Source organism: Pseudoalteromonas sp. Angola-4 (genome assembly GCF_028599265.1).
In the GTDB taxonomy this organism is placed as follows: Bacteria; Pseudomonadota; Gammaproteobacteria; order Enterobacterales; family Alteromonadaceae; genus Pseudoalteromonas; species Pseudoalteromonas atlantica.
The window spans coordinates 86,709-113,602 of sequence record NZ_JAQREK010000012.1 but is presented as its reverse complement, the minus strand read 5'-3'; the positions used below and the strand labels follow the sequence as shown (position 1 = coordinate 113,602).

Genomic DNA, 26,894 nt, shown 5'->3' with positions numbered 1-26,894 from the left:
ATTAGTATTTATAAATAGTCTAAAAGCGTATATTCATGCTTATTAATATAAAGAATATTATGAATATTAATAGCTTATATTAAATTTAACAAAATATAAGGTATGCTCAATTTGATTTTAATAAGGAGATATAATATGCCGAATAAATTTACTAGCGCTATTTTAGTGCTCATCAGTTCACTGTTTTTTATAAACCCCAGTTACGCAGAGCCTGTTTTTGCAATTAAGGCCAGTATTTATAAATTACAGAATGAGATTACCGTAGATAGTAAAATAGAGCAGGCTTTAAAAAATCTAAGCCCTACGCATCAACCTCAGCTACTCACGCTATTAAATAAAAGTGCAATGATAGAAATTGGTGATGATACGCAAATGACGGCGCTTGAAGTAAAGCCTAACGCAGAGGGGTCGCACTTTAACGCTAGTTTGAAGCTAAAAGAGCAGGTTGATGGCAAGTGGGAATCTATTTCTTCCTTTATGCCGCAAATCCCAAATGGGCAAACAGTGTATTTAAGTCGCACCTTTACAGATAAAGTATGGCTGATAAAAATTACAGGTAAACGCTACGAATCAATAGAACGTGCAGAGCAGGCCTTAAATCAAAAGTAACGCCTGTTAATTTACCGTACAGTGTGTGGCTGCAAAAAAAGTTTAATATAAGTTTGCTGGTAAAGTGTGGCGGGCACGTTAGTATGCGCTAATAAAGGTACAAGGAGCGTAGTATGGCTAAGCAAACAGTGTTAATTATAGGTAATGGCCCCGTCGAAAAGGATGTAAGTAAAGCTCTAAATAGCTTTGATAGAGTGGTGCGCTTTAATATGTGTGCAAACATGCCTGCATACTTAGGCCGTAAATGTACTGATTTATGGCTAGTGGGACGAGGTAAGCAAGGCGCAATGCTTTGCGCAGCGTTTCCAGATATAGATATAATGCAGCTGAAAAATGTCATGATCACTGACCCAAAACCTAACTTATTTACTCAACCTTTTTATAAGCTAATTAACCGTAGGGGCTGTATTGACCATGGCGATGAAATAATACGTAAATATAGCCCGCATGCAAACGTGAGTCGAATCGCCCAGCACGATAAAACAGCATTATTAAAACACTTATATACGTTTGGCAAACCTGCTTTTAAAGCTAAAACACCCAGTTCGGGAATGTTAGCTATTGAGCACTTTTTAAAGCAGCAAGCACAGGTGCATATTATCGGTTTTGGTTTTAAGGGCTGGAAGCGTCATCCGTGGGATTTAGAAAAGCAGTATGTAGCGTCACTCATTGCCAGACAAAAAGTACAGTTATTAAAAAGCCCCAGTTAATGCTGGGGCTAAAAAGTTATAAGCAGGCTATTACCAAATCATCTCAACAAATTCAGGGTGATCGATATACGGGTTACGATTACCTTGAAACTCATAAGCTGCTTGGTTACGGTCAAGTTCCATTTGGCTAACAGGGTCGGCGTTATGCCAGTTAAGTAGCATAGCTACTACCCAGTTTTCGAATACTTGATTGCTTGTACCATTAAGGACTGCATTACTGGCAGTTGTGTTATTTTGCCACGAGCCTATTACATTCTCGTAGCGGGTTGCCATGTAAAAATAAGCGCGGGCAAAGTCACCTTTAAACTCATCAATTGGCTCAAACACCGTACCTGAGTAATTAATAGAGCTTGCTGCTGAACCGACTTTACTACCGTTTGTTGATGTAAATGATGCACTAGCCACTTCACCAAAAGGGTAGTTACTACGTTTTGAGTTTACATAACCGTCGGTTGCATAAATGTGGTGCACGTCTGAATTCATTGGCTCATTTGTACCGCCAAACCAGCTTTTAGGGAACGAATGCTCGCGGTTATAGCAATCTGCTTCACTGTTATAAGTACCACACTGATCGCTTACCGCAGTGTAAGTATAGCTGTCGCTACCATTTGGCTTTTCACTATACATATCTAAAATACTGTTATCGTTTTCAAAGTATTTATCGCGTGCTGAAGAATCGTAAAAGTTCCAAATAGCCGAGTAACCTTGCGAGCTGTGATTTTTGATAATGTTATAAAGTTCAGTTTTTAATGCATAACCAGATAAACCCTGAGTTGTTACGTAATAACCTGTTGGTGTTGGGTTAGTGCCACCGCCAGTATCACCACCAGAGCTATCGCCTAATTCAAAAGTTGTACTATCTGTGTTATTAAAACTTGCGCCACTGGCAAGTGTGGTGCTGCCCTGAGTGAGCGCGTAATTACCATTACCTACGTTACAGCACATACCGTCGCCATAGCTGTCACTTATAACGAGGGTGTATGCGCCATCAGTTAAACAGAGTTGCTCATTATATTGTGTGTTAGAGGCATAACCACTACCACTGGCTACGCTGCTACCTTGGCTGTTGTTAACCACCCAGCTGGTTTCGCTGCCGTAGTTATCGGTATTAAGTGTTAAAGTAAGGCTATGGTCGTTACAGCTGCCTGAAGCGCCGCCGTCTGTATTAGGCAAAAAATTATCTACATAAACGGTTTCATTACCATCAAAGCCGCTCATATCGTAAAAACGTAAACCAACATTAATGGTTTTATTACTGCTAGGCGTATAACTGTGGTTAATTGTTTGCCACTGGTTAGTTTGCGCTTGGTTAGAGTACCCTTGGTAGCCATCTACATACAGGCGGGCCCTTATGCTTCCTTCAGTGTGATATACATCCACTGAGAAATCATATGTTTTGCCAGCCTCCACACTAACTTGTTGTAATAAGTCGGTATTGCTTTGCGAGCCGGTGGTCACATTAATAGCCGCCGCGCTGCTTGCGTTATTTACGATACTGGTTGAGCGCGATACATTAATACCGCTATCAATTGTGGTCCACGCGTCAGGCGTATTGCCTGTCCACTGCTCAAAGCCGCCATTTGCGACATTAGCCATTGCTGGGGTGGCGGCAATCAGTAATGCCGTGCTAAGTAACTTATTTTTGTATGTCCCGTGTGACATGATTGTTCCTATTTTTTATAGTTGAGTAAATAACATACACTATCTGCACAAGGTTACAAATTTGTTAAATACAAAATTAATAAAATAGCAATAATCAGCCTTTAAGCTGTTTTTGAAGGTCTTTATATAAATTAATAACTAAATGGAATAACAAAGCAGATTCTATTCTTTTTTTCTCACCGCATAGCCCGCTATCCTGCACACTAATAAAACCTCAGCAGAGTTACTCTGGGTGAGGTAAAACTCATTTTGAACAGCGCATTATGTGGGCTGTATGTAATTTTCAGGGTTATGGGGAACAAATTCATGTTGTTAGGTCAACTTAACGCAGCGGCAAGCCCGCTATCGCAAGAGCAAGTACAAAAGCTGCAAGGCTTAGTAGCAGAACTTAATCCGATTCAGCAAGCGTGGGTAAGTGGTTACTTAGCTGCAAATGCTAATTCTGCGGCTCTTGGTGGGCAAGCGCCTACAGCGGCTGCAAGCGATGCTGCGCCACTTACTATTTTGTATGGTTCGCAAACAGGTAATGCAAAAGGTGTGGCGACTAAGCTTAAAGAGCAAGCAGAGTCGCGCGGTTTAGCTGTAAAACTTGTGAGCATGTCTGACTACAAACCTACAGCCCTGAAAAAAGAAAAGTTTTTAACCGTTGTTGTATCTACCTACGGTGAAGGTGAGCCACCTGAAGATGCTGAAACACTGTATGAATTTTTAACTACCAAAAAAGCACCTAAGTTAGATGGCGTTAAAGTCGCGGTACTGGGTTTAGGCGACTCTAGCTATGAGTTTTTCTGCCAAACAGCAAAAGACTTTGAAGAGCGTTTAAACAAACTTGGCGCAGAAACTATTTTCCAACGTGCCGACCTAGATGTTGATTACGATGATGAAGCAGCCACTTGGATCACCGGTGCACTTGATGCATTCGAACCTGATTTAAAAGCGCAGCAAGATGCTGCGGGCGGCCAAGTTGTATCAATGCCATTTGGCGCGCCAACAGCGGCAGCAAGCCAATACACTAAGCAAAACCCATTTGCGGCAGAGCTTGTTACAGTACAAAAAATTACAGGGCGCGATTCTACTAAAGATGTACGCCATGTTGAGATTTCGCTTGAAGGCTCAGACATCACCTACTTACCTGGTGATTCATTAGGCGTGTACTTTTTAAATGATGAAGCCCGCGTAGATGAGCTACTAACACATACGCAAATCGATTCAAGCACACTTGTAAAAGTGGGCGAAGAGTCACTGCCTATTCGCGATGCATTAATCGAAAAGTTAGAGCTTACTCAGTCATACCCAGGCTTTGTAGAAAAATACGCAGTTGCAACGGGCACGCCAGAGCTACTAAAGCTTGTAGAAGATAAAGCCGCGATGCGTGAGTACATTGAGCCTCGCCAAATTTTTGATGTAGTGGCACAAAATCCTGCAAAAATAGACGCACAAACCTTAGTTGATTGCCTACGTAAACTACAAGCGCGCTTATACTCAATCGCTTCAAGCCAAAGCGAGGTTGAAGAGGAAGTGCACTTAACGGTAGGTTTAGTTGAGTTTGACGCCTTTGGCAGCGAACATTTAGGTGGCTGCTCTGGTTATTTAGCACGCCGTGCTGAAGAAGGGTGTAAAGTTAAAGTATTTAGTGAGCACAACGACAACTTCCGTTTACCTAGCGATGATAATACCCCCATTATTATGATTGGCCCAGGTACCGGTATTGCGCCATTCCGTGCATTTTTACAAGAGCGTGACTCGCGAGAAGCACAAGGCAAAAATTGGCTGTTTTTCGGTAACCCACACTTTACACAAGACTTCTTGTATCAAGTAGAAATTCAGGGTTATTTAAAATCAGGCCTATTAAGCAAAGTTGACGTTGCATTTAGCCGTGACCAAGCCGAAAAAGTATACGTACAAGACAAACTACGCAAAAATTCAAAAGAAATTTTTGAGTGGCTAGAAGCAGGTGCGCATTTTTATGTGTGTGGTGATGCAAACCGCATGGCAAAAGATGTACACAACGCCTTAGTTGATATCATCAGCGAAAACACCGGTAAAAGCTACGAAGACGCAGAGCAATATTTAAAAGACTTACGTAGCGCTAACCGCTATCAGAAAGACGTGTATTAATCACGTTTCTTATTTTATTAACAGCTAGCAGCCGTCACTGTAACAAATTTAGGATTTAAAATGAGCGAACAAGATAAAAACGTAAAACTTTCTGATAACGAACGTTTGAAAAGAGAAAGTAACTTTTTACGTGGCACCATAGAGCAAGATTTAAAAGATGAAATTACCGGTGGTTTTACAGCCGATAACTTCCAACTTATACGTTTTCACGGTATGTACCAGCAAGATGACCGCGATATACGCCCTGAGCGCGCAAAGCAAAAGCTAGAGCCGCTGCACAATGTAATGCTACGTGCACGTATGCCTGGCGGTATTATCAAGCCTGAGCAATGGCTAGCAATTGATAAATTTGCCGATGAAAAAACAAGCTACGGCAGTATTCGTTTAACAACACGTCAAACGTTTCAATTTCATGGTGTATTAAAGCCAAATATTAAAGGCATGCACCAAATGCTTAATAGCGTTGGTATTGACTCTATTGCCACCGCAGGCGATGTAAACCGTAACGTACTATGTACGACTAACCCTGTTGAGTCAGAGTTACATCAAGAAGCGTATGAGTGGGCTGCAAAAATTTCTGAGCATTTACTTCCAAAAACGAAAGCATACGCTGAAATTTGGTTAAATGGCGAAAAGGCAGAAACCACAGAAGAGCCAATTTTAGGTTCTAACTACTTACCGCGTAAGTTTAAAACCACGGTTACTATTCCGCCTAACAACGAAGTTGATGTGCATGCGAATGACTTAAACTTTGTTGCTATTGCTGAAGATGGCAAGCTTGTTGGTTTTAACGTACTTGTAGGTGGTGGCCTTGCTATGACCCACGGTGATACGGCTACGTATCCGCGTAAAGCTGACGACTTTGGTTTTATTGCCCTAGAAGACACCTTAAAAATTGCTGAGCACGTTGTATCAGTGCAGCGCGATTGGGGTAACCGTTCTAACCGTAAAAATGCAAAAACTAAATACACACTAGACCGTGTTGGGTCTGACGTATTTAAAGCCGAAGTAGAAAAACGTGCCGGTGTAAGCTTTGCACCAAGCCGCCCTTATGAGTTTACTCACCGTGGCGATCGTATCGGTTGGGTAGAAGGCATTGATGGCAAGCACCACCTTACGCTATTTATACAAAGCGGCCGTATTTTAGACTACCCAGGTAAGCCATTAAAAACAGGTTGTCGTAAAATTGCAGAAGTGCACCAAGGCGATATGCGCATGACGGCTAACCAAAACTTAATTATTGCTGGTGTGCCTGCCGATCAAAAAGCAGTTATTGAAGAAATTGCCCGTAACCACGGCCTAATTGATGACAAAGACACTGAGCAACGTAAAAACTCAATGGCGTGTGTAGCATTGCCAACGTGTCCGCTTGCTATGGCCGAAGCTGAGCGTTACTTACCAAGCTTAATTGAAAAAACCGAAGCACTACTTGCTAAGCATGGCATACCTGATGACAGCATTATTATGCGTGTTGTAGGTTGTCCTAACGGTTGTGGCCGCGCAATGCTTGCAGAAGCTGGTTTAGTAGGTAAAGGCCCTGGTAAATACAACGTTTACCTAGGTGGTAATTTAGAAGGTACACGCATTCCTAAACTGTACCTAGAAAACGTAGGTGAAGATGTTTACCTAGACGCGTTTGATAAGCTAATTGGCCAGTGGGCAAGTGAGCGAAACGACGGTGAATGTTTTGGTGACTTTGTAATTCGCAAAGGCATTGTTGCTGAAGTAAAAGTATCAGTAACCGATTTTCACGCTTAATTAAATACCCACGCGGAGCGTGGGTGAGGTTTAAAATTGACCATGAGTGAATTTAAAAACATATTACAGCTTGATAAGCAAAGCCAAGCGGCATTGCTTGCAGATGCAAACGGCATACTTGCACCAATGAGTGCGGAGCAGCGTGTTGCATGGGCACTAGAGAACTTACCCGATACAGCTTTTTTATCATCAAGCTTTGGTATTCAAGCGGCGGTCATGCTGCATTTAGTAACATCTCAGCGTCCTGATATTCCTGTGGTATTAACCGATACGGGTTATTTATTTCCAGAGACGTATCAGTTTATTGAGCAAATGACAGCGCGCCTATCACTTAATTTACAGGTGTATAAAGCTGAGCTAAGCCCTGCATGGCAAGAAGCTAAATACGGTAAGTTATGGGAACAAGGCGAGGACGGTATTAAGCAATATAATCAGCTTAATAAAGTAGAGCCCATGACCCGCGCATTAAAAGAAATTGGTGCCGGTACTTGGTTTAGTGGCTTGCGCCGTGACCAATCATCGACCCGTGCAGATAAACAGTTTGTTGAGATAAGCCGAGGTACGGTAAAAGTGTACCCGATTATTGAATGGTCAAACCGCGATGTATATCAATACCTTACCAAGCATGATTTACCTTACCACCCATTATGGGAGCAAGGTTATGTGTCGATGGGTGATGTGCATACTACGCGTAAACTTGAGCCAGGTATGAGCGAAGAAGAAACGCGCTTTTTTGGTTTAAACCGCGAATGCGGACTGCATATTGACGGCGATGGTATTTAAAAAAAGCGAATGCTAAACAACTATTTAAACGCAACTTAGGTTGCGTTTTTTATTGCAAAAAAATTGCCTGATTAAGTATTTTTTATTAGACTTGCCTTTCAAGGATTCATTTTTAAGCAGGAACGCTATGAAATACTTCACCTACTTGGCAATATCAGTCATGATTATTGCTGTTATCTCTTTGTTTTACCTAAAAAAGCCAGATGGCCAAACATGGCTTTCTAGTTCATCTATTAGTGCTGAATCTCACAAAATTAAAGAAAAAATGGTCGCGTTATCTACCAATACGCTTAATCAGGCAGTGCAAGGCGCAAAACAAGCGGGCGATAAAATTGCGCAGAGTGTAAACAATGATGCGGCGACAATTAAACCCGGTAGCAAAATTTATAAGTGGCAAGATAAAAACGGCCAATGGCATTTTTCAGATACGCCTAATGCAGATGGCAAAAGTATTGAGGTAAAACTTGATGCCCGCGATGTCACTGTTGTAGCCGCAGAAGACACCTCAATTTTGAGTAGCAGTGCAAGCACCTCAAAAAAGAGTATTCAACCACCTACACCTACCGTTTACAACGCTGAATCTATTCAAAAACTGTTTGAAGATGCTGAAAAGGCAAAGCAAAAATTAGAGCAGCGCAGTAAAGAGATGCAAAGTATAGGTGGGTACTAAATTTTTATTGTGCGCTTAGCATTAAAGCTTACTCAATATGAGGGGTTTTAATCGTGCGGGGTTTGTAATTAGTGAGCTGAGTTACTGCGCCTTCGTTATGCTAAGGGCTTATAACCAGTTAAGAGCAATATCAAGTTGCAATACTCGTTAATTTTTTTGTGCATAAAAAAGCCTAGCGACTGCTAGGCTTTTTAGTTTTAAGTATATGATTAGTCAAGCATGTTACGTAAAACGTATTGTAGAATACCGCCGTGCTTGTAGTAATCCCACTCTTTAGGGGTATCTATACGTACATCGGCGCTAAAGCTGACTTTTTTGCCCTCAGCATTCGTGGCAATAATGCTCACTTCATTCGTTTTGTCGTACAAACCTTCAATATCAAACTGCTCTTGGCCAGTTAAATTTAATGATTCGTGGCTCTCACCTTCTTTAAACTGTAAAGGCAGCACACCCATACCAATAAGGTTAGAGCGGTGAATACGCTCATAACTTTGTGCAACCACCGCTTTTACACCTAATAAAAGCGAGCCTTTTGCTGCCCAGTCGCGTGATGAACCGGTACCGTATTCTTTACCAGCTAACACAATTAATGGTGTGTTACTATTTTCATATTCCATTGCGGCATCGTAAATGCTGGCAAGCTTGTCATCAGGTTGGGTGCGAGTAACGCCACCTTCTGTACCTGGTGCGAGTAAGTTTTTAAGCCTAACGTTCGCAAATGTGCCTCGCATCATCACTTCGTGGTTACCACGGCGTGAACCGTACGAGTTAAACTGCGCTTTTTCTACGCCTTTTTCCTGTAAGTAAATACCGGCTGGCGCTTCAGCTTTAATGGCCCCCGCAGGAGAAATATGGTCAGTGGTTACTGAGTCGCCAAGTTTAGCTAAACAACGCGCCCCTTCAATTGTTGGCACGCCTGGTGGTTCAACGCTCATGCCCTCAAAGAATGGTGCTTTTTTAATGTAAGTTGACCCATCATCCCAATCATAGAGCTTACCATCAGGAATTTGAATTTTTTGCCAACGGCTGTCGCCTTCGTATACGTTGGCATAGCTTTTTTCGAACATTTCTCTGGTTACCGTTTTTTGTACTAGTTCGCTGACTTCGCTCACGCTTGGCCAAATATTTTTTAGGTAAATATCGTTACCGTTTTCATCTTGCGCTAAAGGTTCGTTGTATACATCTATGTCTGTACGCCCTGCAATGGCATACGCTACCACAAGTGGAGGCGAGGCTAAAAAGTTCATTTTAACGTCTTGGTGTATACGCCCTTCAAAATTACGGTTACCCGATAAAATAGAGCTTACAACTAGCTTATGCTTTTGAATAGCTTCGCTAATTTCATCTGCTAGCGGGCCTGAGTTACCTATACACGTGGTACAACCATAACCGACCAAGTTAAAGCCTAAGCTTTCTAGGTCATCCATTAGGCCTGCTTTTTCAAGGTAGTCGGTTACCACTTGCGAACCGGGTGCAAGCGATGTTTTAACCCACGGTTTTACATTAATACCCAGCTGTTTAGCTTTTTGAGCCACTAAGCCTGCGGCTAAAATAACACTGGGGTTAGAGGTATTTGTACAGCTTGTAATAGCGGCAATAACACAGGCGCCATCGTTTAGTTCAAATTCTTGGCCTTTAAACTTCACTTTGGCTGCACCCATAAACTGCGCTTCGTCTACCGGTTCATCAGGGTTGGTTGTTGGGCCTTCACTTTCAATGCGCGCTTCTTCAATATCGCTTTTATCACGACGAGCCATACGCTCATCTTGGAAACCTTTTAGGTGCTGGCCTATCACATCACCGGCTTTATCAAGTGTAATTCTGTCTTGTGGGCGTTTAGGACCTGCAAGGCTAGGTACTACATCGTCTAATTTAAGCTCAAGGGTGTCTGTGTAATGCGCTTCGTCGCCTTCATGGCGCCATAAGCCTTGGTGTTTAGCGTAGTCTTCAATCAGTTTGAGATGATCTTCATCGCGGTTCGTTAAACGCAGGTAGTTAATTGTTTCATCATCAATTGGGAAAATACCACATGTTGCACCGTACTCTGGCGCCATGTTGGCAATGGTTGCTCTATCGGCTAGCGGTAAATCAGCTAGGCCGTCACCATAAAACTCAACAAATTTACCCACTACGCCGTGATTACGTAGCATTTCGGTAACGGTGAGCACTAAATCGGTAGCTGTGGTGCCCTCGGGTAAGCGGCCATTTAATTTAAAGCCCACTACCTGAGGAATAAGCAAGCTAATTGGCTGCCCAAGCATGGCTGCTTCGGCTTCAATACCACCTACGCCCCAGCCTAGCACACCTAAACCATTAATCATGGTGGTGTGCGAATCAGTCCCTACAAGGGTGTCTGGGTAGGCTATTGATTTTCCGTTTTCACTGTCGTTAAAAACAACACGCGCTAAAAACTCTAAGTTTACTTGGTGCACAATACCTGTAGCTGGTGGTACTACTTTTAAATTATCAAAAGCAGTTTGCCCCCAGCGTAAAAATTCGTAGCGTTCTTTATTTCGTTCGTATTCTAGCTTGGCGTTTAAATCAAACGCACCGTCGTCACCATAGCCATCTACTTGCACTGAGTGGTCAATTACAAGTTCAGCAGGAGAAAGCGGGTTTATTTTTGCAGGATCGCCACCTAGCTTTTCCATTGCATCACGCATGGCAGCTAAATCAACAATGGCGGGAACACCTGTAAAGTCTTGCATTACAACACGTGCCGGCGTAAAGGCCACCTCAGCTGAGGGCTTTGCTTTAGGGTCCCAGTCAAGAAGGGCTTGAATATCTTGTTCTTTAATATTTACGCCATCTTCATTGCGTAATAGGTTTTCTAGTAATACTTTGAGAGAAAAGGGCAATCGCTTTGCTTTGTCGCCTAATCCTTTAAGTGAGTGAATATGGTATTGCTCGCCATTAATCGTTAATTGTTGTTGGGTGTCGAAACTATTCATTTTTTGCCCCTTTGATAGTTAGGATTATGTCCTTGATAAAATAACGTGTTTATTTGCCAATAGTTTGCAAAGTGCATACCAGAGATAATAAATATGACAAATCAGGCTAAAAAGCAGGTAGCGCAATGCATGTTTTTTAGACAGTACTAAGTATAGAAGTGCTACCTAAAATTGTTTTTTCAAGTAGCAAAATAATGAGTTTACAAAAGGGGGGGAGGTTAGTTCAACCAACCTTGTTGTTTGCTTTTTATGCTTAAATATAAAAGCAAAAACGCAATAACAATCACTAAAATAGGCATAAACACCGCGCTTACCCCCAGCATTTTAATGCTATTTATCACAATGAAATTATAAAATTGCTGAATAAATATCGCTACCAACGATAGCGCAAAGGTAGGCGTTGCAAATGCATTTTTGGCCAATAGTAGTATGCAGCCAAGGGTGCCACCAAATACCGCTACAGCAAACGCAATGGTAGACCATAAAGGCACGTTTGAATATGCAGCTTGTTGATCTAACGGAAGTTTACTTATCATCTCGGGGGTCATCATAAGGTGCATTATAAATGCAAACACACCTAATAAATTCCAGATAAGTGCTGCCCACAGGGCGGGTTTAAACCAATTGGGTATGGCTGAGGTTGTCATATTATTACCTTGTTTTTATTGTATTTTACGAGGTAATTAAAGAGCAAAAAGGCTAACTGTTCAAGCTAGCCTATACATATAATAAAAATGGCACAAAGCGCTAATGGCTAGCCAAATGAGATAGGGCGGCGCCCTGTATTTTCATCAACCTTTGGCTTTTTAGTGCGCTTTCTTTTATTTTTTGCCGGCTTTTGAGCTGTTTCATTAGGTGTTTTTTCTGGCTGTGGCTGGGTTGTTGCCACTGGGCGCTCTACAGGAGTCGCATCTTCACTTAAAGTGAGTTGAAAAAGCTCGCCATCAAATTCAAGTACATCGCCACTGTATAATTTTTTCCGTTTTATTGTACATATTTCATGGTTAACCCCAACATAGCCTTGCGCTATTAGGTTTTTAGCTTGGCCGCCACCTTCTACTAAATCGAGTACTTTTAGTAATTTACAAAGCTCTATAGGTTCTTCTTCAAGTTCAATTTCAATGTATTCTTCTGACATGGTTATCTCTGTTGGTGGCGCATAAGCAGCAAGTATAAAGGCTTGCACTGTTTTTTGCACCTAGCAAGCTCGCCCTAGTGGGATAAAAAAGAGTGACAAATATAAAACTTTTTTCAATTTTAAAAAAACTGCAGCATTTGATGCGTATGCTCTAGAAAAAATTTGGTGTGGTATTTGCTATTGCTTTGGCAAATAAAAAATCGTACCTAAAACATGGTAATTATTTCACCGTTTTAATTGTTTAGGTCTGCATATAATTGGAGCAGTAAATGGGCATAAGATTAGCAATGAAAAAAGAGCTAATGGGCTTAGATAATTCAGATATGCTGACAGCAGATGATGTAAGAGCTCACTTAGCTAACTCGGTAAAAACACAAAAAGAGCAAGATGAACGCGGCTTTTCGGTTATTTCTAAGTTTAACGATACGCACAGTCGGCTAATTAGTGGCGATCCACTTAAAAAATCAAAACTGGAATTTGAACGTCATCGCTTATTTAACGAAGTTTTATATACGCGCCAAAGTGTAGATGCCTGGTTAGACAGCCAAACAAATTATACCAACGTACAATAATACTTAATTAAGCACATGAGTATTAAGTTGCTATAGATAGTTTCCTCCAATAGACTACAATTGTAATCATTGGAGGTAACTATGAAAAATGGCATTTTAATCTGTATGTGGGCACTATTATTAACTGCGTGCCAACAACCTACCGTTTATGTTTTTAGTGAAAACTTGCAAGATGAGCAGCGCAAGCAGCTCGATGCTGCGCTAAAAGCACAATCGCTTCCTTATGAATATGTTGAGCTAAAAATCCCACCTACCTTTGGTGAGGCTACATTACTCTTATCAAGCGATAAAATTTATTCCAAAGAGACAGAACGACTTGCGTCCATAATGCAAGCGCTCGGGTATGAGCCACAAGTTAACTATACAACGCGATCAAATCATTTTTATGGCGATGGCAATATAGGCTTTTATCTAAAAAATGCAGTGGCGGGGCCAACCTTTGTTATGCCTAAAAAGTTACGAACAACCCAATGCAGCGAAGACAAGTACAATGATTTAGCGGTTAGATTTTCAAATGAACACGTTGACTTTACCTTACCCAGTGGCGCTGTTGTAAGGTTAGGTTGGGAGTTTTTATATGGTTATGTTGTTATTTATTATAAAACCTACTCGCAAACATATAGCCACTCACAGCCGCTTGTAGCGACGCCCTTTGGCGCCAAGCCATCCGATACGTATACATTTACGGCGCATGTTAATCACCCCAACTGGCTTGATTGCTCACTACAAATTGTTTATATGGACTGAGGGATAGAGTTAACCGTGGGTTTCTATGTGCTCACTCAGCTTTGCAATACGCAGGCTCATACCTTCTATGATTCTATCTTTAATTTTTTCGCGTATTACATTAGGCAAGCGAGTAAGTGCCTCTGGGGTAATGGCAAGTACTATGGTGTCGGTTTTAGCGCGAGCGCTCGTACTGCGCTCGCGGTTATTAATAAATGCGCCTTCACCAATAAACTCACCGGGCTCTATAGTGCCAAGCTCCAGCAAGTGGTTATGTTTAAAAACAAGTAACGCACCACTTAATACAATGTATAAGCGTTTGTCGTTATCGTATTGTTTAAATAAAAACTGATGCTGGTTAACTAAATACAATAACCCAAACGACTCTAGTAGCACTTGGCGTTCAGCAAGGGTGAAGTCTTTAAAAAAGTGCAATCTATTCACTATTTCCATTTGTTTAAATAATGGAATGTGTTCTATTAATTTCATCCTAGGGCCAACGAGTAACGGTTAGAAACTAGCTAATATTGCGCTCTTTTAATTTGCGGGTCAACGTGTTGCGCCCCCAGCCAATTTTTATGGCTGCATCTTGTTTATGGCCAGAGCAATTAGCCAGTGCTGTTTTTATAAGGCGAGTTTCAAGCTGAGCTTGAATATCAGGCCAAATGTTTTCTTTACCTTGCTTAAGCTCTTGATTGAGCCATTGCTGAAACGCATCGAGCCAATCACCTTCTTGTTGAACAGGCGCTGCATCAATGATCTCTGGTGGTAGGTCTTGCTCACTTACTAATTCACCAGGGGCCATAACGGTCAACCAGCGACAGGTGTTTTCGAGTTGGCGAACATTACCAGGCCAGCTAAATAGCCTAAGCTGCTCTGTGGCTTTTGGGCTTAGCACTTTACTTTCTACTTGCAGGTCTTTTGCGCTTTTGTGTAAAAAGTGCTGCGCTAGGCGTTCAATGTCTTCAGTTCTTTCTCTAAGAGCCGGTAAACGAAGGCGCACAACGTTTAAACGATGAAATAAATCGTCCCTAAATTTACCCTGTTTTACTAAATCTTCTAAATTTTGATGCGTTGCAGCAATAATGCGTACATCAACTTTAATACTTTGGTGCCCGCCCACACGGTAAAATTCACCATCGGCGAGTACACGTAATAAACGTGTTTGCACATCCAGTGGCATATCGCCAATTTCATCTAAAAACAGTGTGCCGCCATTGGCTTGTTCAAAGCGGCCTTTACGAACGCTATCGGCACCAGTAAATGCGCCTTTTTCGTGGCCAAATAGCTCAGACTCCACAAGCTCTTTTGGAATAGCGGCCATGTTTAATGCAATAAACTGGTTTTCTTTACGTGGGCTGTGGTTATGTAAGGCACTGGCTACAAGCTCTTTACCTGTGCCTGACTCACCATTAATTAATACGCTCATACTTGAAGCCGACAATTTACCTATCGCTCTAAACACTTCCTGCATCGCAGGGGCTTCGCCAATAATATGGGCACTTTTAGGCGGAACTTGTTTACGCTTAGTTTTTTTAGTTGAGTTTGCTCTACAGGCACTTTCTATTAATGCCACGGCTTCGTTTAAATCAAATGGCTTGGCTAAGTACTCAAACGCGCCTTTTTGAAATGCGTTAACCGCTGAGTCTAAATCTGAGTGGGCGGTCATTATAATAACCGGCAACCCTGGGTTTTGCTCTGCTATGAGTTCAAGCAATGCCATGCCGTCCATCCCTGGCATCCGTACGTCAGATACCAACACGGTTGGCTGGCTAAATTTTAGCGCGCTTAACACGTCTTGCGCATTTGCAAAGCTTTCTGCTTCAAACCCTGCGCGTGTCAGCGCTTTTTCTAATACAAAGCGAATTGATGCGTCATCATCTACAAGCCAAACTGTTTTCATGCCAACTCCAAAACATTAATCTGCAAAAGGCAGATAGATATTAAATTCAGTATGGCCAGGCCAGCTATCACAGTCTATATAACCGTCGTGCTGATCTATGAGCGTTTGTGCGATTGAAAGCCCTAGCCCTGAGCCACCTTCTTTGTTGGTGATCATCGGGTAAAACAATGTTTCGCGAACGCTAGGGTCTATGCCTGGTCCATTATCAGAAACCTGGATCAACAAGGCTTTTTTAGGGGCTTTTCCGGGGCGGCGATACTGATGATTAATGCGGGTTTTTATTTTTATTTCACCGCCATCAACTAACGCCTGTTGAGCATTGCGTACAATATTAAGTACAACTTGCTGAACCTTGCCTTGGTCAATAAACACATCAGGGATACTTGGGTCGTAATCTTTAACTAGACTAATATTTTTACAATTATCTAATGTGCTTAATTTAACAACCGACTCAAGTGTTTGGTGAATATTGCCATACGACTTTTGCGGAAGCTGATTTGGCCCAAGTAGCCTATCAACTAATTCGCGTAATCGGTCGGCTTGCTCAATTATAAGCTCAGCGCATTCGTCCCTTTCTTGTTGATCTACCTCATACTGCAATAACTGCGCCGCTCCGCGTATTCCCCCTAAAGGATTTTTAATTTCGTGAGCAAGCCCTCTAATTAAATTTCGTGCAGCTTGATATTGATGCATTTGGTTAGAGGCTTTGTCGTGTTTTATTTCTTCATCGGTTTTACGACACTCAAGTAAAATATAGCGTTCGTTTTTAAACTTAACTTGGCGCGATGTAATGGCTATTTTTGCATGGCGAGAATCTATAAAGACCACGTCAGCTCTGTGCTGGCTGCAATCTACACCATCAACAAGTGAGTACTGGGCTATGCGCTCTAAATCCACAGAATGGTAATTAAATAAGCTGTTAAAGGTTTGCCCAATAATGCGCTTTTTACCCAAGCCGAGTAGTTCGCTGGTGCTGGTGTTGGCATAAACAAGGGTAAAATTTTTATCAAGTAACATGACCGATGTAGTTTGATTTTGCCAAATGGCATTGAGAAGTTCAGGGCTAAAGTTTTGTTCGTTTGACATCTTTGCACCACTTTAGTGCGTTAATATTTGCAAGCAAGTTTTAATCAGTAAATACTGCTGCGCTAATTTTGCTTCATGAGACATTGTACTTAGTTTACAGCCTTTCTTTGCATCACAAAGGTACTGGGCTGACTGATAGCAATGGCTTGATTTTGTTTATTATAAAGTTTGAGATACAAAGTATGAGCTCCGTTTTCTACATCCCGTATGGCAAACGTTGATAAATCGCTTGCGGGCCCATAAGCGTTACCGTTTAAAAATAGCTGTATGGTAAAGCCAGCTTCAAAACGCGGCGTTATGCGGCTTGTTACGTACACCGAGCCGGTGTTTTCGCGTACGGTTTGGTTATGTGTAGGCGACGATATCATAATTTGAAAACGGTTAGGGTGCGTTGGTTGTGGTGAACCAGGGGTGTGTTTATCGGTCTCAGACAGGGTAAGATCTTGGCTGCTTAGTTTTATTTCGTGCGCGCCACTACGTGGTGTATCTGAGAACACTAAAACACCATTTTTATCTTTCCAAGCATAAATTTTCTTATTGCCTGCATAACTATAAATGCTTAATCCTAAAGCAAAAAATAGTAATAATATCCTGTAATTCACATTGCTACCCTGCATATTTTGTAATTACATAACTTTAGTGGAGATAACCCTAATTTACCATAAAAAAAAGCCCGCTAAGCGGGCTTGAGAACACACATTTATTATCTTATCGATAATTTTGTCTACGGCGTATTAAACGCTGTAGTACATTTCAAACTCAACTGGGTGAGTTGTCATGTTAAGTTTTTCAACTTCTTGAGATTTAAGTGCAATGTATGCATCGATTAAATCATCAGTGAATACGCCACCTTGCGTTAAGAATTCACGGTCAGCACTAAGTGCTTCTAGCGCTTCATCTAGAGAAGATGCAACTTGTGGAATTTCTGCTGCTTCTTCTGCTGGTAGGTCGTATAAATCCTTGTCCATAGCATCGCCAGGGTGGATCTTGTTTTTGATACCGTCAAGGCCAGCCATAAGCATTGCAGAGAAAGCAAGGTATGGGTTAGCAGTTGGATCTGGGAAGCGTACTTCGATACGACGACCTTTTTCAGATGGTACAACTGGAATACGGATTGATGCAGAACGGTTACGTGCAGAGTATGCAAGCATTACCGGTGCTTCAAAACCTGGTACTAAACGTTTGTACGAGTTAGTTGAGGCATTTGCAAACGCATTGATTGCTTTAGCGTGCTTAATAATACCGCCAATGTAGTAAAGTGCATCTTCAGAAAGACCACCGTACTTATCACCAGCAAAAAGGTTAACACCGTCTTTTGCTAAAGATTGGTGACAGTGCATACCAGAACCGTTATCGCCTACAACAGGCTTAGGCATAAATGTGGCCGTTTTTCCGTAAAGGTGAGCCATGTTATGAATAACATATTTCATCTCTTGGATTTCATCCGCTTTTAATACCATTGTATTAAAGCGAGTTGCGATTTCGTTTTGACCCGCTGTTGCAACTTCGTGGTGATGCGCTTCTACTACTTGGCCTAGTTCTTCAAGTACTAAACAAGTAGCTGAACGCCAATCTTGTGAAGAGTCAACTGGTGAACATGGGAAGTAACCACCTTTAACACCTGGGCGATGACCTGTGTTACCACCTTCGTAGTCTTTATCTGAGTTCCATGCTGCTTCAACAGCATCAATTTTGTACATAGAACCTGACATATCTGACTTGTATTTAACATCATCAAATAGGAAGAATTCTGGCTCAGGGCCAAATAAAACTGTATCTGCGATACCGGTAGATTTCATGTACTCTTCAGCGCGTTTAGCAACTGAACGAGGGTCACGCTCGTAACCTTGTAGTGTAGATGGCTCTACAACATCACAACGTACGATTAGCGTAGCTTCTTCTGTGAATGGGTCTAATTTTACTGAATCAGCTACTGGCATAAGTACCATGTCTGATTCGTTAATGCCTTTCCAACCTGCAATTGAAGAGCCGTCGAACATTTTGCCGTCTTCAAAAAAATCTTCATCTACTTGGTGATGAGGAATAGAAACATGTTGTTCTTTACCTCTAGTATCAGTAAAGCGTAAATCAATGAACTTAACGTCATTTTCTTTAATAAAATCTAAAACCGATTGTGACATGTGTCCTCCAACTGTTGGGTTTTATTATTGCTGCATTAAATGCTTTGGTTTTTTAGTAAGCCGATTTTATGCCATTATTTTAACTTGCTGTTTATTAAGTTAAAAATTATGGTTGCACAAAAGTGGTCACGGGCTTTGCACTTTTGTGGTGCGTAAAATATCCACATTGGTGCAAAAATTTCACGCTCGATTCTGCACGTATTTTAATCACCTAAATCAGCTTAACTTAAATAGTAAATAGTGCCAAAGCAATCAACAAATTAGCTAAAAAACGACAATTTATGTAATTTGTCGAAATTTATTTCATATAATTGTCATATAAAAAACAGATACTTAGTAAAAGTATTAAGAAAGTTTTTAAAATTGTATTGGATAAACTTTCATCCATGTCATTAATGAGGGATAATATGCGCCCTTTTAAATCCTATGCTGGGACATCTGGTGAAAACGCAGATGAGTGCGTAGATCTTGCAGGATCAATGAGAATAAACTTCTCTGAGTAAAAATATGAGCATCGAACAGTTAAGAAATATAGCGATTATCGCGCACGTTGACCACGGTAAAACGACATTGGTTGACAAACTACTTGAGCAATCAGGTACATTAGAAACACGCGGCGGTAACGAAGAGCGTGTGATGGACTCAAACGACATTGAGAAAGAACGTGGTATTACCATTTTGGCTAAAAACACAGCCATTTCTTGGAAAGACTACCATATCAATATCGTAGATACCCCGGGACACGCCGATTTTGGTGGTGAAGTTGAACGCGTACTTTCGATGGCTGACTCAGTATTATTACTTGTTGATGCTCAAGAAGGTCCAATGCCGCAAACGCGTTTCGTAACGCAAAAAGCATTCGCGCAAGGCTTAAAGCCAATTGTTGTTATCAACAAAATCGACAAGCCAGGTGCACGTCCTGATTGGGTTATGGATCAAATCTTTGATTTATTCGACAACCTTGGTGCAACTGACGAACAGCTAGACTTTAAAGTAATCTACGCTTCAGCAATCAACGGTTGGGCTACACTAGATTTAGACGAGCCTTCTGATAACATGGAACCTATGTTCCAAATGATCGTTGACGAAGTATCACCACCGGATGCAGATCCTGAAGGTGACTTCCAAATGCAGATTTCTCAGCTTGATTACAACTCTTATAAAGGTGTAATCGGTATCGGCCGTATCAAACGTGGTTCTGTTGTGCCTAACCAGCAAGTAACGATTGTTAGTGCTGATGGCTCTACGCGTAACGGCAAAATTGGTTCAGTACAAAGCTACTTAGGTCTTGAGCGTATCGAAACAGATAAAGCTTACGCTGGTAACATTGTAACGGTAACAGGTCTTGGCGAGCTTAAGATTTCAGATACTGTTTGTTGTCCTAACAACGTTGAAGCATTACCACCACTAAGTGTTGATGAGCCAACAGTAACAATGACGTTCTCAGTAAATAACTCTCCTTTCTGTGGTAAAGAAGGTAAGTTTGTAACATCACGTAATATTCGTGAGCGTTTAGACAAAGAATTAGTACATAACGTTGCACTTCGTGTTGCTGATACTGACAACCCAGATAGCTTCCGCGTATCGGGCCGTGGTGAATTACACCTTGGTATCTTAATCGAAAACATGCGTCGTGAAGGTTATGAGCTAGCTGTATCTCGTCCAGAAGTAATCTTGCGTACTGTTGATGGCGTATTAGAAGAACCGTATGAAACACTAACAATTGACTGTGAAGAAGAGCATCAAGGTTCTATCATGGAGCAAATTGGTCTTCGTAAAGGTGAACTTACTGATATGGCACCAGATGGTAAGGGCCGTATGCGTTTAGACTTTATGATCCCAAGCCGTGGCTTAATCGGTTTCCAAACTGAGTTCATGACGTTAACTTCAGGTTCTGGTTTACTTTACCATACATTCGATCACTACGGTCCGCACAAAGGTGGCGAGCTAGGTGTTCGTAAGAACGGCGTAATGATTGCAAATGCTACAGGTAAAGCACTTACTAACGCATTATTTAACTTACAAGAGCGTGGTAAATTATTCATCGGTCACGGTGTTGAAGTTTACGAAGGTATGGTTATCGGTATTCATAGCCGCGATAACGACCTTACAGTTAACGCCCTTAAAGGTAAGCAACTTACTAACGTTCGTGCATCTGGTACAGATGAAGCACAAACATTGACGCCACCATTGAACTACACACTAGAGCAAGCGCTTGAGTTCATCGATGATGACGAGTTAGTAGAAGTAACACCTGAGAACATTCGTATTCGTAAGCGTCACTTAACTGAAAGTGAGCGTAAGCGTGCGGGTCGTGCTCCAAAATCATAATCTATTAATTTAGAGTAATGGTTTAAAAGCCGCTGTATTGCAAAATACAGCGGCTTTTTTGTGGGTTAAAACAAGAGTTGTCAGCTATAAGTTATCAGCGGTCAGTTTAGAACGGCGCAGCTAAATAGGCTGGTTTAAGCTGAAAGTTAGTAGGCTATATAAACCTGCAACAATGCATAGTTGTAGTGCGTATTGGTAGAGTGTTTTTTCGTTGGGTTTCGCTGCGCTCAACCCAAACTACTTCTCAACTATTTATTAGTAGTTACTCTTTGGCGGTTGAGTGGTTTTTCCAAATACGTGAGTGTTTATAGTTCGTTCTATAGTGAAACTGCCACAATGTGTTTATCTCTAAAAGCGCAGCGCCTCTTATCCTCTTTGTGAATAATTCACTTAAAAAATATTTGCACAAGGAGAAGGGAATGAGAAGTAAAAGAGTCAGATCTTAATCAATCGATAATGCAAAGCATCTGTCATTGTTGGTAGGGTATTTTTTCGTTGGGTTTCGCTACGCTCAACCCAACCTACATCTCAACTATTTATTAGTGGTTACTTTTTGGCAGTAGAGTGGCTTTTCCAAATACGTCTGTGTTTATAGTTCGTTCTATAGTGAAACTGCCGCAATGTATTTATCTCTAAAAGCGCAGCGCCTCTTATCCTCTTTGTGAATAATTCACTTAAAAAATATTTGCACAAAGAGAAGTAAAAGAGTCAAAGCTTAATCACTCGATAACGCAAAGCATCTGTCATTGTTGGTAGGGTATTTTTTCGTTGGGTTTCGCTACGCTCAACCCAACCTACTTCTCAACTATTTATTAGTGGTTACTTTTTGGCAGCAGGGTAATTTTGCCAAAGACATCTGCGTCTATAAAACCGCGGTTTCTGTCGCCATTGACTGGCTGTACTTCGTGAGAGCCCATAAAGTGCTCGCGTACTTCGCTGCCATCGTTATCGCAATACGCGAGCATAAAACCAATGACTTGTTTTTCATTAAGCGTGATGGGCGTGTTTACAGCGCCTTCTTGGTAATCGTTAGGGTAGAGCTTTATAGCAACTTCCCAGGTGATGTTATAAGGGGCTTGGGTATTACGCTTCCAGTTACTTGTTAAGTGGTCGGTGTATAAATGGGCTTTTTTATCGGGGCCGTAATCGGCGGCTTGGTTATCAAGGCCAATATGATATGCCAACGCGGTATGGTTAAACTGGTGAATACCACCTGACGCGTCGCTATCGATAAAAATTTCCAGCGCATCGTCATCCCAATATTTTACGGTCGGGTCTGGGTGCGTATCAATAAGTACATCGTCAGTTATATCAGCTTGTAAATACAGGTAGTTTTTATCCCACAGCAGGCGGTAGCGGCCTTTAAAGTCGGCATCTGATGAGGGCAAGGTGCCATCCATTAAATGCGGCATATCATGCCACGTTGCTTTATCCCATGCGCTTTCAGATACGCCATCAATAGTAATAGGGGTCGATGTGTGCGCTACATCAATGGCCATTACTGGGGCGCTTAATAAACAGCTTAAAGCTAATGCGTGTTTTTTCATTAATTTCTCAATGTTAATATGTATTTAGATATTACAATCATCCTAAAACAGTTCAGCAATGAGTTACAGTGAAATACTTTCGCCTTCGTTTAAAATATATAAAGGTGTGGTTGAAGCCATTTTATTGTGCATATGTAGCAACCTTAACAGTGCTGAATGGCTTGTCCGGTCGCCCATTTTCCAGCTTGAGTTACCATAGCCCCACGGTATCATTACTTTACAGTTAAGATCGCTAGCTGCATTTACAGCATCCTCTGGTGTGGTGTGCACATAACGATACCAAGTAGGGCTGTCTTCACTGTAATACGAGGCTATGGGCAGTAGGCATATGTCTATATCGCCATACTTTTGCTGAATGTCTTTAAAGTGTTTTGAGTAGCCGGTATCGCCTGCAAAAAACACGGTACTGCCGTTTTGCTCAAGCAACCAGCCATTCCATAGGTCTTTATCGTTATCTTCGTAAATAAAGGGTACCAATACACGGCTACTAAAGTGGTGCGCTGGTAGGGCATGAATCGTTAAATCATCAAGCTGTGTTTTTGCATACCAGGCCATTTCGCTAATGTTATAGCCACCAGTAGGGAAGTTGTCGGCCATACCTAATGGCGTTAAGTAGCGAGGTTGATTACCAAGCTCTTCTATATCGGCTTTATTAAAGTGATCGTAATGAATATGCGAGTACATCACCGCACTTAAGTTTTTAAGCTCGGTTTGTGTAAGCCAATCGCCGGGTTGCCTGTAAAACCCTGAGGCTAACCTAAAGGCTAAATCAACAGGTGAGTCGAACTGCTCTTTTACAGGATCAAATAGCACGTGCTGTCCGTTAGGTGTGCGGATCATAAACCCAGCGTGTCCTAGCCAGCGCACGGTAAAGCCCGTATTTAAATTAATTGGCTTTTGCTCAGCAATAAATTGGCAATCTTCAGCGTCTTGTTTGCATTGTAATTTAGGGCTTGGCGGGTAGCAGCCGGTTTCGCAGGTGGTGGGGTAGGTTTTTTTGCCAGGGTAGAGGTTATAAAAGCGTCCTTTTCGCTCCCCTGTTTGATGCTGCGGGGTAAGCGTGTTTTCCCCTGCAATCACCTCAATGCGATTAGCGGTTTCGCAAGCGCTAAGCAATCCACAAATAAATACAAGGCTGGTGGTTTTTAGTTTCATTGTTGTTATCTATTATTATTTTTATAAAAGTATAACAACATCAAAAGATTAACAAATAGTTCAAAGGTAACAAAACGTAACAACAAAAAAGCCTGCAATATGCAGGCTTTGTTAGGCAGATTTTAATTGATTAGCCAGCGCTATTCATTTGCTCTATAAACTTGTTTGAATCGGCAATTGATTTATTCATGTCGTTCATCAGCACTTGAATATCACGCTTTAAATTAGTGAATTCGCCTTTAATAGCGGCAACCGCCTGTGCGTTTAAGTTATGCTTTAAGTACAGTACGTTATCTTGTAAAGACGATAGCACTGGCTCCATTTTGCTCTCTGCACTGCGCATAGAGCGTAGTAACTGGCTAAATTGGCGTTGTGTAGCCGCTAGCTTTTTACTGCTTTCGCGTTTAAGCGACGCGCTTTTGTATTGCTCAAGCTCATCGCTCCATTCATCAAATAAAGCTTCTGCTACATCTTCAACTTTATTAATATTGCTCGATACTTCATTAGCTGCTGCTAAGCTCGACTCATAATCGTCATTAAGTTGATTGTAGGCATCTTGTAACTCGCCGCCATCAAAATTAATTAAGGTCGTTAGGCGCTCAAGTGCTGATTGAAATTCTTCTTGCGACTCTTCTTGTGAATCTTTGGTTTCTTCTACACGGTCAATAAGAATGTCGCGCTTATGTACACCTACTTTTTCCATTGCAGAATAATAGGCCGACTGACAGCCCGATAAAGTAAGCGTAATGGCCAGTACCGAGGCGCTAAGTAATGTTTGTTTTTTCATTTGGATCCCTATTTACCAGTAAGTGCTGTAAATTATGGTGCTGATTGCTATCATAATCAAAATTCGATTAGCACAAGTCAATTGTATGAATGATAAGCTCTCCCTTTATAAACAGCAAGCTATCTCCTTTTTAAGGCAACAGCCAAGCTGGTGGATGCAGTACGTTAACCGCTGTATAGACGATCAAATTACAGTGAATGCAGGCTACCTTGCCTATGTTACTTTGCTTTCATTAGTGCCTTTGATAGCGGTAGGCGTGGCAATATTTTCGGCCTTCCCGGGGTTTGAATCGACCCGTATAGCCATAGAAAGCTTTTTGTTTACTAACTTTGTACCTACCTCATCTGATGTGATTAAAGAGCATATAAGCTCCTTTGCTGGCAATGCGAACCAAATGACCGCCGTGGGTATTGGCTTTTTAGCGGCGATTGCACTGCTGCTTATACGTAATGTTGATGCCACGCTTAATCGTATTTGGCGTATTAAGAAAAAACGCCCCATGATGATCTCTTTTGCGGTTTATTGGATGGTATTGAGCTTAGGCCCCGTACTTCTGGGCGCAAGTATTGGTGTTACATCGTATATTGTTTCGTTAGTGTCGTTTGCCGATCAGGGCATTCCTGGGTTTAGTGGCTTTTTGTTAAAGCTGGTGCCTTATGGCTTTTCGATGATTGGCTTTTTAATGTTATACACTTTAGTGCCTAACACGTCTGTATCTATTCGGGCTGCGCTACCTGGGGCTCTTTTTGCGGCAGTATTATTTGAGCTGACTAAAAAAGGCTTTGCGCTTTATATTAGCCATTTTCCTTCGTACGAAGTAATTTATGGCGCTGTTGCGACTATTCCTATTTTATTTGTGTGGGTGTATTTGTCGTGGGTGGTGGTGTTATTAGGGGCCGAATTTACCGCCTGTATAAGCCCTAATCATGTACCACAAACACCAGAAATAGATATTGATGAAGAACTAAAAACAGAGGAACGCAGTTAAATGCAGGGCTTAATACAACGTGTAAAAAGTGCCAAAGTAGAAGTTGATAACCAAGTTATAGGTGAAATTGGCCAAGGTATATTATTGTTACTCGGTGTTGAAAAACCAGATGATGAGCAAACCGCCGACAAACTATTGCATAAGGTAAGTAATTACCGAATATTTACCGATGAAAACGACAAAATGAACTTAAGCCTAAAAGATATAGGCGGTGAGTTACTCGTGGTGTCGCAATTTACATTAGCGGCTGATACTAAAAAAGGCATGCGGCCAAGCTTTTCATCGGCAGCCACACCTAGCCAAGCTAACGCGCTTTACGAGTATTTTGTAACTCAAGCTAAAGCGCAAGGTATTAGTGTGGCAACGGGAGAGTTTGGCGCCGATATGCAAGTGAGCTTGTGTAACGATGGGCCTGTTACGTTTAACTTATCGGTTTAATTACCAGCTTTAGTAACAATAATAATATGATTCACAAAGCCCGCAATTTTATGCGGGCTTACTTTTACGCCAAACACATTAAATAGTAATTGCTGTAACTGAATTAACTGCGACTCATGTTGCGATAAAAAGTTAATAAATAACGTGCCACCTGCGTTTAGCGCATCGTATATTTTTTGATAAAAAGCGCGTTCAAACAAAAATCGTGGTGCATCTATCTGGCTAAATAAATCAAGAATAATCCAGTCATTGTTATGTGCTTTGCTAAGTACATTTTGCGCATCATCACACTGCACGTCACTTTGGTTTTTAACAGCGAAAAAGTCTGTATAGCAGGCAATTATATCTGCATTTTTTTCAACTGATGTTACGTGTGCCTGCGGGTAAGTGTATTGTAAGTAATTACGTATAGCGCCACCGCCAAGACCAAGTTCTAACACATGATTTGGCGGTGCTAAGGTTTGCCACTGCTTAGCTAAATAGGTTAAATGTGGAAATAGTAAGCGCTGTGGATTGTTAAGCTCTATCACCGATTGCAATGTATCGTTAATTAGCAGCCAGCGAAGCTGCCCGAATTGGCGAACCTGTATGTGATCGCCTGCATATTTATGCCAGTAAACTAGTTGCCCAATATCTTGACTGTGACTAATAAAGTGGCTACTCACTACACCCGTTAAAGGGTTTATAAAATCGCTCATAACATTAAGGGCCTGTTGACCTTTCAGGATTAAAGTTTGTTCAATCTAGGGGCGATTTAATCGCGGCGCGAGATTTGTAACCTGGTGGGCTAGGTAACTGCTCCTGCATTACTCTACTGGCTT

The 26,894-nt window shown here is 41.6% G+C and carries 24 protein-coding genes; 11 read left to right on the top strand and 13 right to left on the bottom strand.

Translation table 11 applies throughout. The features are described 5' to 3' along the window. The first annotated feature begins 135 nt into the window (after positions 1 to 135). Entirely contained in the window at positions 136 to 609 is a 474-nt protein-coding gene (locus tag PSH48_RS14275; protein ID WP_004588695.1) for a hypothetical protein, read from the top strand. Positions 610 to 722: 113 nt separating this feature from the next. After that, positions 723 to 1,319, top strand: a complete 597-nt coding sequence (locus tag PSH48_RS14270; RefSeq protein WP_273611788.1) for a hypothetical protein — start codon at positions 723 to 725, stop codon at positions 1,317 to 1,319. Positions 1,320 to 1,349: 30 nt separating this feature from the next. Here PSH48_RS14270 and PSH48_RS14265 read toward each other — a convergent pair whose 3' ends face one another. After that, complete coding sequence (locus PSH48_RS14265; RefSeq protein ID WP_064386693.1) at positions 1,350 to 2,981, bottom strand: endonuclease; 1,632 nt, start codon at positions 2,979 to 2,981, stop codon at positions 1,350 to 1,352. Positions 2,982 to 3,287: 306 nt separating this feature from the next. Here PSH48_RS14265 and PSH48_RS14260 point away from each other — a divergent pair, with 306 nt between their 5' ends. The 4 genes from PSH48_RS14260 to PSH48_RS14245 all read left to right on the top strand — a co-directional run bounded on the left by PSH48_RS14260 (position 3,288) and on the right by PSH48_RS14245 (position 8,310). Next, positions 3,288 to 5,099: an assimilatory sulfite reductase (NADPH) flavoprotein subunit gene (locus PSH48_RS14260; protein WP_273611787.1), complete on the top strand. Its 1,812-nt coding sequence runs from the start codon at positions 3,288 to 3,290 to the stop codon at positions 5,097 to 5,099. A gap of 60 nt (positions 5,100 to 5,159) precedes the next feature. Next, positions 5,160 to 6,857: an assimilatory sulfite reductase (NADPH) hemoprotein subunit gene (gene cysI / locus PSH48_RS14255; RefSeq protein WP_024031990.1), complete on the top strand. Its 1,698-nt coding sequence runs from the start codon at positions 5,160 to 5,162 to the stop codon at positions 6,855 to 6,857. A gap of 42 nt (positions 6,858 to 6,899) precedes the next feature. Then, positions 6,900 to 7,640, top strand: a complete 741-nt coding sequence (locus PSH48_RS14250; RefSeq protein ID WP_004589442.1) for a phosphoadenylyl-sulfate reductase — start codon at positions 6,900 to 6,902, stop codon at positions 7,638 to 7,640. A 127-nt stretch (positions 7,641 to 7,767) separates the two neighbouring features. Beyond that, positions 7,768 to 8,310: a DUF4124 domain-containing protein gene (locus tag PSH48_RS14245; protein WP_004589443.1), complete on the top strand. Its 543-nt coding sequence runs from the start codon at positions 7,768 to 7,770 to the stop codon at positions 8,308 to 8,310. Positions 8,311 to 8,519: 209 nt separating this feature from the next. Here the strand turns inward: PSH48_RS14245 and acnA are convergent, their stop codons facing one another. From acnA to PSH48_RS14230, 3 genes are all read right to left on the bottom strand, one after another. Then, a complete protein-coding gene (acnA, locus tag PSH48_RS14240) occupies positions 8,520 to 11,261 on the bottom strand; it encodes an aconitate hydratase AcnA (RefSeq protein WP_273611786.1) in 2,742 nt (913 codons plus the stop codon). Positions 11,262 to 11,479: 218 nt separating this feature from the next. After that, positions 11,480 to 11,908 carry a hypothetical protein gene (locus PSH48_RS14235; protein ID WP_273611785.1) on the bottom strand — a complete coding sequence of 143 codons (429 nt, stop codon included), beginning with the start codon at positions 11,906 to 11,908 and terminating at the stop codon, positions 11,480 to 11,482. 107 nt (positions 11,909 to 12,015) lie between these two features. Beyond that, positions 12,016 to 12,399, bottom strand: a complete 384-nt coding sequence (locus tag PSH48_RS14230; RefSeq protein ID WP_024031994.1) for an RNA-binding S4 domain-containing protein — start codon at positions 12,397 to 12,399, stop codon at positions 12,016 to 12,018. A 269-nt stretch (positions 12,400 to 12,668) separates the two neighbouring features. On the opposite strand from PSH48_RS14230, the gene PSH48_RS14225 reads away from it, so the two are divergent. Both PSH48_RS14225 and PSH48_RS14220 read left to right on the top strand, forming a co-directional pair. Beyond that, positions 12,669 to 12,971: a hypothetical protein gene (locus tag PSH48_RS14225; RefSeq protein ID WP_004589447.1), complete on the top strand. Its 303-nt coding sequence runs from the start codon at positions 12,669 to 12,671 to the stop codon at positions 12,969 to 12,971. 81 nt (positions 12,972 to 13,052) lie between these two features. After that, positions 13,053 to 13,718 carry a hypothetical protein gene (locus PSH48_RS14220; protein ID WP_273611784.1) on the top strand — a complete coding sequence of 222 codons (666 nt, stop codon included), beginning with the start codon at positions 13,053 to 13,055 and terminating at the stop codon, positions 13,716 to 13,718. 9 nt (positions 13,719 to 13,727) lie between these two features. Here PSH48_RS14220 and PSH48_RS14215 read toward each other — a convergent pair whose 3' ends face one another. From PSH48_RS14215 to glnA, 5 genes are all read right to left on the bottom strand, one after another. After that, positions 13,728 to 14,186, bottom strand: a complete 459-nt coding sequence (locus tag PSH48_RS14215; protein WP_004589450.1) for a cyclic nucleotide-binding domain-containing protein — start codon at positions 14,184 to 14,186, stop codon at positions 13,728 to 13,730. 28 nt (positions 14,187 to 14,214) lie between these two features. Beyond that, entirely contained in the window at positions 14,215 to 15,600 is a 1,386-nt protein-coding gene (gene glnG / locus PSH48_RS14210) for a nitrogen regulation protein NR(I) (RefSeq protein ID WP_004589451.1), read from the bottom strand. 15 nt (positions 15,601 to 15,615) lie between these two features. After that, positions 15,616 to 16,686, bottom strand: coding sequence for a nitrogen regulation protein NR(II) (gene glnL / locus PSH48_RS14205; protein WP_273589400.1), 1,071 nt, complete (start codon positions 16,684 to 16,686; stop codon positions 15,616 to 15,618). Between the two features lie 89 nt (positions 16,687 to 16,775). Next, entirely contained in the window at positions 16,776 to 17,288 is a 513-nt protein-coding gene (locus PSH48_RS14200; protein ID WP_024031997.1) for a DUF4124 domain-containing protein, read from the bottom strand. Between the two features lie 132 nt (positions 17,289 to 17,420). Further along, positions 17,421 to 18,827 carry a glutamate--ammonia ligase gene (gene glnA, locus PSH48_RS14195; protein WP_024031998.1) on the bottom strand — a complete coding sequence of 469 codons (1,407 nt, stop codon included), beginning with the start codon at positions 18,825 to 18,827 and terminating at the stop codon, positions 17,421 to 17,423. Positions 18,828 to 19,334: 507 nt separating this feature from the next. Between glnA and typA the strand changes: the two genes are divergently transcribed. Then, positions 19,335 to 21,158 carry a translational GTPase TypA gene (typA, locus tag PSH48_RS14190; RefSeq protein WP_004589455.1) on the top strand — a complete coding sequence of 608 codons (1,824 nt, stop codon included), beginning with the start codon at positions 19,335 to 19,337 and terminating at the stop codon, positions 21,156 to 21,158. Positions 21,159 to 21,970: 812 nt separating this feature from the next. On the opposite strand, the gene PSH48_RS14185 is transcribed toward typA, so the two are convergent. The 3 genes from PSH48_RS14185 to PSH48_RS14175 all read right to left on the bottom strand — a co-directional run bounded on the left by PSH48_RS14185 (position 21,971) and on the right by PSH48_RS14175 (position 24,647). Next, positions 21,971 to 22,705: a CBM9 family sugar-binding protein gene (locus PSH48_RS14185; RefSeq protein ID WP_024032000.1), complete on the bottom strand. Its 735-nt coding sequence runs from the start codon at positions 22,703 to 22,705 to the stop codon at positions 21,971 to 21,973. Positions 22,706 to 22,768: 63 nt separating this feature from the next. After that, positions 22,769 to 23,860 (bottom strand): MBL fold metallo-hydrolase, encoded by a 1,092-nt coding sequence (locus PSH48_RS14180; protein WP_273611783.1) that lies wholly within the window; start codon positions 23,858 to 23,860, stop codon positions 22,769 to 22,771. 130 nt (positions 23,861 to 23,990) lie between these two features. Continuing rightward, the gene (locus tag PSH48_RS14175; RefSeq protein ID WP_004588426.1) at positions 23,991 to 24,647 is read right to left on the bottom strand and encodes a DUF2959 domain-containing protein; all 657 of its coding nucleotides are present in this window, start codon (positions 24,645 to 24,647) and stop codon (positions 23,991 to 23,993) included. Between the two features lie 85 nt (positions 24,648 to 24,732). Here PSH48_RS14175 and PSH48_RS14170 point away from each other — a divergent pair, with 85 nt between their 5' ends. After that, the gene (locus tag PSH48_RS14170) at positions 24,733 to 25,635 is read left to right on the top strand and encodes a virulence factor BrkB family protein (protein ID WP_273611782.1); all 903 of its coding nucleotides are present in this window, start codon (positions 24,733 to 24,735) and stop codon (positions 25,633 to 25,635) included. Further along, positions 25,636 to 26,073, top strand: a complete 438-nt coding sequence (gene dtd / locus PSH48_RS14165; RefSeq protein WP_096040994.1) for a D-aminoacyl-tRNA deacylase — start codon at positions 25,636 to 25,638, stop codon at positions 26,071 to 26,073. Here dtd and PSH48_RS14160 read toward each other — a convergent pair. Next, entirely contained in the window at positions 26,070 to 26,771 is a 702-nt protein-coding gene (locus PSH48_RS14160) for a spermidine synthase (RefSeq protein WP_273611781.1), read from the bottom strand. The genes dtd and PSH48_RS14160 overlap by 4 nt on opposite strands. Positions 26,772 to 26,894: the final 123 nt, after the last annotated feature.